Source organism: Shewanella sp. 1180_01, from assembly GCF_052850535.1.
Genome location: NZ_VXCT01000052.1, coordinates 26482 through 35811, shown reverse-complemented (window position 1 = coordinate 35811; position 9330 = coordinate 26482). Strand labels below are relative to the sequence as shown.

The window sequence follows — 9330 nt, the reverse complement described above, 5'->3', positions numbered from 1 at the left end:
AAAATCTAGATCCTCGCTCAAAGGTATTGGCCAGCAAATCATTCCCTTTATCGACCACTAATGAAAACGCCTGCTATTGCAGGCGTTTTGTTTATTTCTATTCGTTTTGCTTTTATGCGCTAGAGCGCTTAGAAAGCGGACTACTTTTTAATCCATTTGCCTTTGGCATCTTGCACATAGTTGCCTTTATCTGTGGCGGCTATGGCTTTTTCACCGGCGAGTTTAGCGACGTCGGCGGGGGAGAGTTTGTTCTTCTTGGCAATGGTTTCGTAGTGGGCGCGACGTTTGTTATTTACGTCGTCCATCACGGCTTTGGCTTCGGGATTGGCTTGCACTAATCCTAAGTAGCCGTTGGCTTGTTCGCCTAAATAGCCCTGTGATTTAGCTTCTTGAAGTGACATGGCAAAGGCGCTTAGGCTTAAGAAGCTGAGGGTTAATAGCAATATTAACTTTGTTTTTAGTCGGATTGATTTCATAGTGTATTCCTCAATTCTTAATAAATTAGAACAGCTTATCGTCTGACAGGAGTTGATCTAATTCCTTATCCACTTTGATCCGTATCTCATGTTCAATTTTCACATTGAGATTGATCACGATAGGTTTATCCGGCGGTTCTATTTTTACTGTGGGCGCACAGCCCTGCAATGCGGCGAGTGCGAACAGTGCGAACAATGCGACAAGCGCGCGTCGGGCACCTAGGCTAACTTGCTGTAATTGAATTATCTTCACTGAGGTTTCCTTGTTACTTCACTGATTTTTCGATTCTGTCCTGCAAGTCATTACCAATTTGCAGACTTCTAAATAATTGCAGCATGTTCTCTTCATGAGAGTAATTCAAGTGAATAGGGCGTTCAACCCCTTGGCTGCGGCCTTTCACTTCGACGAGTAGCTTAGCATCACCGGCTTGGTCCATGTCAAAGCTGCTCGATAATTGACTGTATTGTAAGTGTTCTAGCGTCGAAAAGACAAAGTCTAGGTATGGCTGAGATTGGCGCATTTGTTCAACCGCCGGATTACCCGAAATGGCGATTAAGCCACCGGGGGCGCGGGCGGCTAATTGACCGCCTGTGATCGAGACTTTGCCGTTGATTAAATCGACGGGTAATACGCCATCAAATATGCCATCGGCATAGACGCCAATTTGCGGTTGAATGCGCAGAACCTCTTCCAGACTCATGGCCTGCAGCAGCAGATACGCATGGGATTTATCCTGCAATTTCAGATTAAATTCTGGTAGCAGGAACTGGCCGCTGAGTACTTTACCTTTGGCGGTCATGGAAACATCGGTGTCACTTAAGCCTGTGAGTTGTTGTATCCAATTGTCGGGCAGTTTCTCGGCATCTTTACCAAGGGCGATATCGGCTTCCACTTCGATATCGGTCAGTGGAAAGCCAGGATCAAACAGGTTAAAGGTCATCAGTGTCTGCGGACAATTGAGCTTACTGAGACTGCTAAAATAGCCTTTATCCTGCGGCTTTTTATGAGACTCTTTTTTATAAGATTGACCCCAAGTAAACCCACATTGCGCCTGCAGTTTTCCCCCCTCAAAGGTGGTGTCCTTATAAAAACCTTCAAGTTCGGTCATCGACTGGGTAATTTGCATGGCAAATTGGGTCTGATCGCGCTGTTGGGTTAAATTAAACTGTGCCTGTAATTGGTTATGACCCGTGACATTAAGCTCAGCAGGCAATGGCTGGGTTTGATTGAGCAAGGACAGCGCCTCGGTCATGCTAGTGTCGACAACCCATTGACCCGTCAGCACTAAAGGTTTGCTCGCAGTGGCAAGGTTCAGCTTGTGTTGGCTTTGCAGCTCAACCGTGCCCACTTGCCAGTGCTCATCACCAAAGAGCGTGTTATTTTTCCAATTTAAGCTTTGTGCCAGCGTTAACTTGTCCAGCTTGAGTACGGTTTCTTTGCGGCTGCGACCTTTGCTGCTGAGCTGCTTTTCGATATTGAGCTGATTGGCTTGCCATGCGAGTTGATTTTGCCAAGTGGCTGTGAGCAGCGAGTCGAGTGGGGCTTCGACCTCGGGCTTAAACTCAAATGACATGGCTTTTTGTAATGCAATCGAGAAACTGCCCGCGCTCATGTCGGTTTTAGTTGTGATGCTCGTGTTTGTGCTTTTTTCAGCGCTAGCTTCTGTCACTTTCGTTTCAACAGTAGTCGTTTCAGCCTTTTTTGTATCAACAGCAGCCGTTTCACTAACAACCGTCTGTGTGGTTTGCGAAAAATGCAGCTGGTCCAGTGCCAAGTTCAAAGGCGGTAAGGCCAGTGTTAATTGGTTTGCAGTATCGGACGCGGGCACTGAAGTTTGTGCTGAGCTGGTATTTGAGTTGCGCTGCGATCTGACGGTAAGCGGCGCAAGGGCGTTTATTGTGATACTGCCAAGGCTCATATCGGTATGTTTAGCCGCATTTTTATTTTGAGCGCTGAGCTGTTTAAGCTCGCCCACAGTGAACAGCAGTGTGTCGCCAGCATTTTGCTGTGTTTGGGTGGCAGCGCCGATAGGCGTCGTAATGAATTGCCAGTCGATTGAGCTTGGCGTTTGATTAAAGCTCAATTTGCCCGCAGTGGTTAACTGGCTACTATTCCAGCTGAGACCTTGGGGAGTATTCGCCCACAATTCAGATAACTGTAGTGAGCGGGTTTGCTTAGCGTTAAGGTGCCAATCTGTGTTAATTGAGAGCGCTTCGGCGGATTTTTCCACTTCAATATTGGCTAATTCGACTTGGGTATCGAGTTTACTGCCTAAGGTTTTTAGCTGAACTTTGGGAAGTTTGAACCTAAGCGGCTTATTTTCAAGTGGATCATTCTTAAGCGGTTGGCTCTGCGCATCTTGCTGGATTTGAGTCAGCGGATAATGCAGGGCTTCACTTAATGTCAGCGCGATCCCCACTGGTGCATCTGTGCTTTTGAGCCCTGACAGAAGCTTAGCGATTTGACCTGCTGTTTGACTTGCAACTTGTTCCTGCACTTGCTCCGAAGCGGGCTTGGCTGCCGAGTTGGATGGAGGCTGAGTTAAAGGTTTAGCCAGCGTCTCATCGAGCAGCTGCATCAATCGCTGTTGCTGCGCGGCATTGGGGCTCACAGCTAAGGTAAAGGGCTCAAGGTTTAGGTCAAGTTCGGCTAAATGCCCAGCAATCTTAAATGCGAGCTCAGGTTTAGGCGCAAGTTCTAGCGCCGCCAACTGATTAAAGGTCAGCTTAGGGTCAATTAACTGGTGCTGGCTGATAAGCTCGCCCGAAGTTAATGTAATACGGCTGTCGGACACTAATTGACCTTGCAAATCAATCGCTAACGCTTGCCACTCTTTATCAAGCTTAGTTAACGGACTTAGCACACTGTCTTGCGCTTGCCTCAGGCTGATTTGATGCAAGCTTGTAAGCAGCGGCGCGAGTGCAATTTGACTTGCCAGTTGCCACTGATGGGCTGCGAGTGTGGCTTTGAGTTTGGCGATGCTTTCACCTGCGTGGCTAAACTCGCTGTTGATTTCTCCCGCGCCGTTAAGGCTCAACTTGTCCATTACCAAACGATAGGCGGGTAAATCATTTTGGGTGTTGAGATGGTGGGCTTTAAGAATAAGGCTGGTTTTACCGATATCGATGAGGGGTAATGATTTGATATCTAAGGCCAAGGCAGGGCCTTGTTCATCGATGGCATTTCGATTGGGTAAAAATAGCGATTGCCCTAACTCGACTTCAATATCACCCGTGGAGATTTGGGTGATTTTTTGAGTGAGGTAAGCGATTTGGCTGAACTGTTTCAGCTCGGTAAAGCTCTGCGGCCAGTCAAGTTTTAGCTGGATATTCACATCATTAAGCGTGATATGGCTGTCATGCACCCTAAGATTGGCAGAAGTAATGCGCCAATGTTCTAACTGACTTTTCCCTAATTCAATGTCAATCAGTTCGCTGTCCATGCCTACGAGGGCAAAGTTTGCCGCCTGCATAATCAGTTTTTCAGCCTGGGTATTCACAATCCACACAGTTAACGCCACGCCCGCTAAGATGCCCGTTAAGCTGGTCGCCAATAAGGTTTTTTTTAGGGGGAATTTACGGCGGCTTTGTGTTGCTACAGTGGCATCCGTTCCAGAACCTGCAGCACCACTGGGAGGGCCAGCGGAAGTCTCCGTTGCCTCGTGTTGAGGTGTCTCGCTATCAGAAGCACTGCTACGGCTTGGTTTGTTGTGGATTGGCATTGGGTTCGATTTCTTTCCTTCTTCACTGAGCCCTGATCAAACTCGTGCCTTAGCATTGAACAAATACAATCACGCCTGCTTTGCATCGGTATCTTGCTGAGGTACTTTTTTAGTCACTGACTCTAGGAGCCGTCTTCTTAGCCGCTATCGCAGTGCGCATGAGCATCAGAGGCAGTTTAACACTCAAGGACTTAGCTGACTAATGTGAAAGGATCATCGAATAGACAAGAGCCTGCTGTCAATAGTTGAAGCTTTACAGGCTCTTGTACCTAATCTTTTATTCGAGCTAGCTAACTTTTAGTTAACTCACTCTTGGTGAGTGAATTGGAGCTAGCTAAACATCTGCGCGGCGATCACCACGATTCCGCAAAGTGTGGCGAGCAGTAGGGCAAACTTACCGCCCGCGACCCGATATCCCGTCGGCAGATTGGCAGCATCTCGCATCTTGCGCTGTGTCCACACCATGGCTACAGGTAAAAAGATGGCGAGGATCACCAGTGCAATCGCCGCATAACCTAGGGCTGTGATAAAACCTTGTGGGTAGAAAAGCGCAAAACCTAAGGGCGGCAAAAAGGTGATGGCAGCGGTCAGACTACGGCCAGAAAAGTTATCCTCTCGTCTTAAGGTCGAGGCCATAAAATCAAACAAGCCTAAACTCACCCCTAAAAACGAAGTCGCAAGGGCGAGATCGGCAAACAAACTGATCGCGCTGCTTAAGTATTCGCTGTGCAGTTCGCTCGCCAGTTGATTGATAAAGCTCGATAAACTTTGGTTTTCGAGCAATTGGCTTTGGCTCAATACGCCTTGGCTACCTACTTGCCACAAAAGATAAATGACCAGTGGTAAAGCGGAGCCGAGTAGCATGATCCTGCGCAGGGATTTAACCTCAACGCCTAAGTAGCGCACCACTGATGGAATCGAACCGTGGAAACCAAAGGAGGTAAAAATCACCGGAATAGCCGTGATAATTAAACCTTGGTTAAGTGGGAGTTCGAGTAAATGTGGGCTTTCTACCTGCGGCAGTAACAAGGCCAACATAAGCAATAATGCCAATAGCTTAAGGGCAAATAAACCGCGATTGATAAGGTCCACACAGTGGGTTCCCATGCCCACAATCGCCCCAATCAGCAGGGTAAACAGGATCGCGCCCGCCTGTGGTGGCAAACTTAGCCCTAGCCAAGTGCTCAGCTTTTGGTTCACTTGCTCACCGCCACCGGCAATGTAGGCGGCGCAGAGGGCGTACAGTAAAAACATCAAGGCGCTATTGGCGATCAACTGGCCTTTACGGCCCAATAAGCGTTGCGCCAAGTGATTAAGGCTGGCATCGCTGGGGGCGAATTGATGGATTTCCACCATTAGCAGTGCCGTGTAGGCCATTAGCGCCCATAGGATCAACATGATGGCGGAGGACGTACCAAAACCAAGTCCCGCCGAAGCGATAGGCAAAGCCAGCATACCCGCGCCGATTGTGGTGCCTGCGATAAGCAGCAGACTGCCGAAAATTTTATTCTGTGTCATAACATGATCTCAAAAGCGTGTTGCAAGAAATGAGCTAAAGATTTGATCCTAAAGCAACTGTCTTAAATGATTTTGATGCGCTTCAAGCACAAAATGATTTAAGCAAATGAGACAGTGGCGTTCAGTGGATCCGAAAGGATATGGCCACAATGGAAGGTCAGGCGAGGGAGCCTATCTATGCCATTGCGGCTACAGATAGGGAGTATAAAATGCTGTGAAACACATAAAACTTGCCTTAGCGTGTGTTGAGTAAAAACGGATAAGTGTTTTTATGCCTTGCCTTAATAACCTAACGGCAACGGAGGCTACCTTAGGGATTTGAGGTGTACTTGTCAACCATTACAACAGTATTTTGTTTGTTTTTTGTCATGTGGCTAAGCTGGAAGACATGCCTAACTCACACTGAGTTTATGGTCAACGAGGGGAAGGAAAGAGGAGTTAGCTAGATTTATGGCAAGATAAAAAATGCCGCAGACTTGGCTCAAGTGTGCGGCATTTCTAGATGTAAGCGACTAGCGTGATATCAGAGCCTGTGAGCCGTTTATGCTTTGCTCTGCAGCGCCTTTTCATGTCTTGCCAGCAAGTTTGCTGTGATGTCACTGAGGCTTAAGTCTTGATCTTCAAGCAATACCAGCAAGTGATAGATAAGATCTGAGGCTTCGTTAACTAACTCTTCCTTATCGTGGGTCGCAGCGGCAAGGGCGGTTTCAAGGCCTTCTTCCCCGACCTTTTGGGCGATACGTTTAGTGCCGCGCGCAAATAAAGACGCTGTATAGCTTGAATCGGCACTTTGCCCTTTACGCGAGGTGATTAAGCTGGCGAGGTTGTTCAAGAAAGGGTGTGCATTGTCATCTAACCAGCAACTTTCGGTGCCTTTGTGGCAGGTTGGGCCGTTGGGGATCACTTGCACTAACAGGCTGTCGTTATCGCAGTCTTTATCGATAGCCACCAACTTTAGTGTATTACCTGAGGTTTCACCCTTAGTCCACAAGCGCTGTTTTGAACGGCTGAAAAAGGTGACATCACCTGTGCTCAAGGTTTTTTCCAGCGCGGCCTTATCCATGTAACCGAGCATTAATACCTTGCCCGATAAGTGATTTTGGATCACGGCAGGAATAAGCCCATCCTGTTTGTCCCAATCCAGCTCGCTAAAATCCGCTTTAGTGTTTGTTTGCGTTGACATAGTGTTCACTCTTAATCCGTTTGTAGAACCTAGAACCTAGAACCTAGAACCGCTCTAGCGTCTAATCGCGATCCCTTCGGCCGCTAAGTAGGCTTTTAACTCACCAATGTTGATAATCGCCTTGTGGAATACGCTCGCTGCCAGCGCCGCATCGACCTTGGCTTCAATAAATACATCGCGAAAATGCGCCATAGTCCCAGCGCCGCCCGAGGCAATTAACGGCACGTCGCAGATGGCGCGAACAAGACTTAACTGCTTGATATCGTAACCGCCGCGCACGCCGTCTTGGTTCATCACATTGAGCACGATTTCACCACAACCTCGTTTTTGCACTTCTTCAACCCAGTCTTGGGTAAACCACTGCGTATCCTTAGTCGCCGCTTCATCGCCGGTAAATTGCTTTACCTTATAGCTGTTGCTGGTGGCATCGAAAAAGGAGTCGATGCCAATCACGATACACTGGCGGCCAAACTCGTCCTGCAGGCGTGAGATTAAACTTGGATCGGTCAAGGCGGGCGAGTTAATCGAAATCTTATCCGCCCCAAAGGCTAATAATTCACGGGCTTGGCTAATGGTTTTAATGCCACCTGCCACGCAGAAGGGAATATCAATCTGCTCCGCCACGCGGCTCACCCAAGATTTATCGACCACACGTTCGTGGGCGCTGGCGGTAATGTCATAAAACACTAGCTCATCGGCGCCTTCTTCGGCATAACGCGCGGCTAACGGCACGATATCACCGACAATTTCGTGGTTACGAAACTGCACGCCTTTCACTACTTTACCGTCTTTCACATCTAAACAGGGAACTAGTCGTTTGGCCAGCATTGGATTGCCTCCGCTACGTTAAACTGATTGATAAGCAAGGCTTTACCGATAATGATGCCCGCAGCGCCGCTGTCACGCACGGCGGCAACATCTTCAAGAGTCGCAATACCGCCGGAGGCTTGCCAAGCGATATCGGGATAACTTGCAGCAATTTCTTGATAAAGCTCGGTATTCGCGCCCGTTAAGGTGCCGTCACGGCTAATATCAGTTACTAGCGCATGCTTTAAGCCGACCGCGCTAAAGGTTTCTACAAGGGATTCTAAACTCTTACCGCCGCCACTTTGCCAACCGGATACGGCGACAATTTTCTCGCCGCTTTGGTTGATATTGACATCGAGTGCGAGGCAAATTGCTTCGCTGCCGTATTTGATAAACCATTGTTTGACTAACTCAGGTTCTTTCACTGCCAGCGAGCCAATTACCACACGTTTTACGCCGATATTTAATAATTCAGTGACTTGTTCTTCCGTGCGAATGCCACCGCCAACTTGAATATTAGCGTTTAGTCCCGCCACGAGTTGACTGATAAGGCGAGTTTGGCGTTTAGCGGGATCTTTCGCGCCTGTTAAATCAACGATATGCAACCACTTCGCGCCTTGAGCCTCGTAGGATTGCAGCTGCGCCAAAGGACTTAAATCAAAGGTGGTCTGCTGGCCGAAATCACCTTGATAGAGGCGGACAACATTGCCATCAATTAAATCAATTGCAGGAATAATCATAAGCTCACATCCTTGATTGATTTGTTTATAAGTGATTTATTAATAACTGGTTTTTTGATGAGTAATATATTCATTGGTCAGCCTTATTTACACCCGCTTGGCCATCAGCAGAGTTGCTTCGCAGCGCTTTGTTCATCAGAGCTTCGTTCATCTGTAACTCGTCCATCTGTAAAAAGTTACGCAGAATTTGCGCGCCCACGGCGGCACTTTTTTCGGGGTGGAACTGCACGCCCATAAAGTTGCCTTTGCCAATGGCGGCGCTAAAACCTTCACCATAAGTACATTCGGCTAAGGTGAATTCGCTCAACGGCGCGCGGTAACTGTGGACGAAATATACATAACTGCCATCTTCAATACCCGCAAACAGCGGGTGAACGTTAGGGCTGTTGGCGCCTTGTGACTTTGTTGTTAGCTTAAGTTGGTTCCAACCCATGTGTGGCAAAGGTAGGCTTTCAGCTTTGAGTAACTGCGTATCCAGCTCACAAATGTCGGTTGGGATTATGCCTAAGCACTCACAATCTTGACCTTTGCCGCCGCGCTCCTTAGAAATCGTCGCCAACATTTGCATGCCAAGGCACACGCCTAGCACCGGTTGAGTCAGGCCTTGGATGAGTTCGACTAAGCCTTTTTCATGCAAGGACGCCATGGCTACACCCGCTGTGCCTACACCCGGCAGCACCACACGTTTTGCCGCTTTGATTTTGGCTTTATCGTCTGTGACCAATACCTTAGCGCCTAAACGCTCGAAGGCGAAACGTACTGAGTTTAAATTGGCGCAGCCCGTGTCTATGATGACGGTTTCAGCATCTGGTGATTCATTTGCTGTTAATTGCTGACCAGCTGTTAATAGAGTGTCTTGTTGCATCCTAACCTCTTAAACGATT

Annotated in this window: 8 protein-coding genes; all 8 read right to left on the bottom strand. The window is 48.1% G+C overall.

What is annotated here, in order from left to right:
* Positions 1–140: 140 nt before the first annotated feature.
* Positions 141–476: a YdbL family protein gene (locus FW758_RS19880; RefSeq protein WP_446446297.1), complete on the bottom strand. Its 336-nt coding sequence runs from the start codon at positions 474–476 to the stop codon at positions 141–143.
* Between the two features lie 25 nt (positions 477–501).
* Complete coding sequence (locus tag FW758_RS19875) at positions 502–729, bottom strand: YnbE family lipoprotein (protein ID WP_446446296.1); 228 nt, start codon at positions 727–729, stop codon at positions 502–504.
* Positions 730–742: 13 nt separating this feature from the next.
* Positions 743–4198: a YdbH domain-containing protein gene (locus FW758_RS19870; protein WP_446446295.1), complete on the bottom strand. Its 3456-nt coding sequence runs from the start codon at positions 4196–4198 to the stop codon at positions 743–745.
* A 330-nt stretch (positions 4199–4528) separates the two neighbouring features.
* Entirely contained in the window at positions 4529–5716 is a 1188-nt protein-coding gene (locus tag FW758_RS19865) for an aromatic amino acid transport family protein (RefSeq protein WP_446446294.1), read from the bottom strand.
* Between the two features lie 541 nt (positions 5717–6257).
* Positions 6258–6899: a bifunctional phosphoribosyl-AMP cyclohydrolase/phosphoribosyl-ATP diphosphatase HisIE gene (gene hisIE / locus FW758_RS19860; protein WP_012089368.1), complete on the bottom strand. Its 642-nt coding sequence runs from the start codon at positions 6897–6899 to the stop codon at positions 6258–6260.
* Between the two features lie 54 nt (positions 6900–6953).
* Positions 6954–7727, bottom strand: coding sequence for an imidazole glycerol phosphate synthase subunit HisF (gene hisF / locus FW758_RS19855; protein ID WP_006081894.1), 774 nt, complete (start codon positions 7725–7727; stop codon positions 6954–6956).
* Positions 7709–8446: a 1-(5-phosphoribosyl)-5-[(5-phosphoribosylamino)methylideneamino]imidazole-4-carboxamide isomerase gene (gene hisA / locus FW758_RS19850; RefSeq protein ID WP_342897210.1), complete on the bottom strand. Its 738-nt coding sequence runs from the start codon at positions 8444–8446 to the stop codon at positions 7709–7711. The genes hisF and hisA overlap by 19 nt, the downstream gene beginning before the upstream one ends.
* Before the next feature lie 70 nt (positions 8447–8516).
* The gene (gene hisH / locus FW758_RS19845) at positions 8517–9311 is read right to left on the bottom strand and encodes an imidazole glycerol phosphate synthase subunit HisH (protein WP_342897209.1); all 795 of its coding nucleotides are present in this window, start codon (positions 9309–9311) and stop codon (positions 8517–8519) included.
* Positions 9312–9330 lie beyond the last annotated feature (19 nt).

What these genes read in the sequence shown, in the direction of transcription:
- FW758_RS19865 (WP_446446294.1), bottom strand. Translation starts at nt 5,716, where the DNA reads ATGACACAGAATAAAATTTTCGGCAGTCTGCTGCTTATCGCAGGCACC.
- hisIE (WP_012089368.1), bottom strand. Translation starts at nt 6,899, where the DNA reads ATGTCAACGCAAACAAACACTAAAGCGGATTTTAGCGAGCTGGATTGG.
- hisA (WP_342897210.1), bottom strand. Translation starts at nt 8,446, where the DNA reads ATGATTATTCCTGCAATTGATTTAATTGATGGCAATGTTGTCCGCCTC.
- hisF (WP_006081894.1), bottom strand. Translation starts at nt 7,727, where the DNA reads ATGCTGGCCAAACGACTAGTTCCCTGTTTAGATGTGAAAGACGGTAAA.
- hisH (WP_342897209.1), bottom strand. Translation starts at nt 9,311, where the DNA reads ATGCAACAAGACACTCTATTAACAGCTGGTCAGCAATTAACAGCAAAT.
- FW758_RS19870 (WP_446446295.1), bottom strand. Translation starts at nt 4,198, where the DNA reads ATGCCAATCCACAACAAACCAAGCCGTAGCAGTGCTTCTGATAGCGAG.
- FW758_RS19880 (WP_446446297.1), bottom strand. Translation starts at nt 476, where the DNA reads ATGAAATCAATCCGACTAAAAACAAAGTTAATATTGCTATTAACCCTC.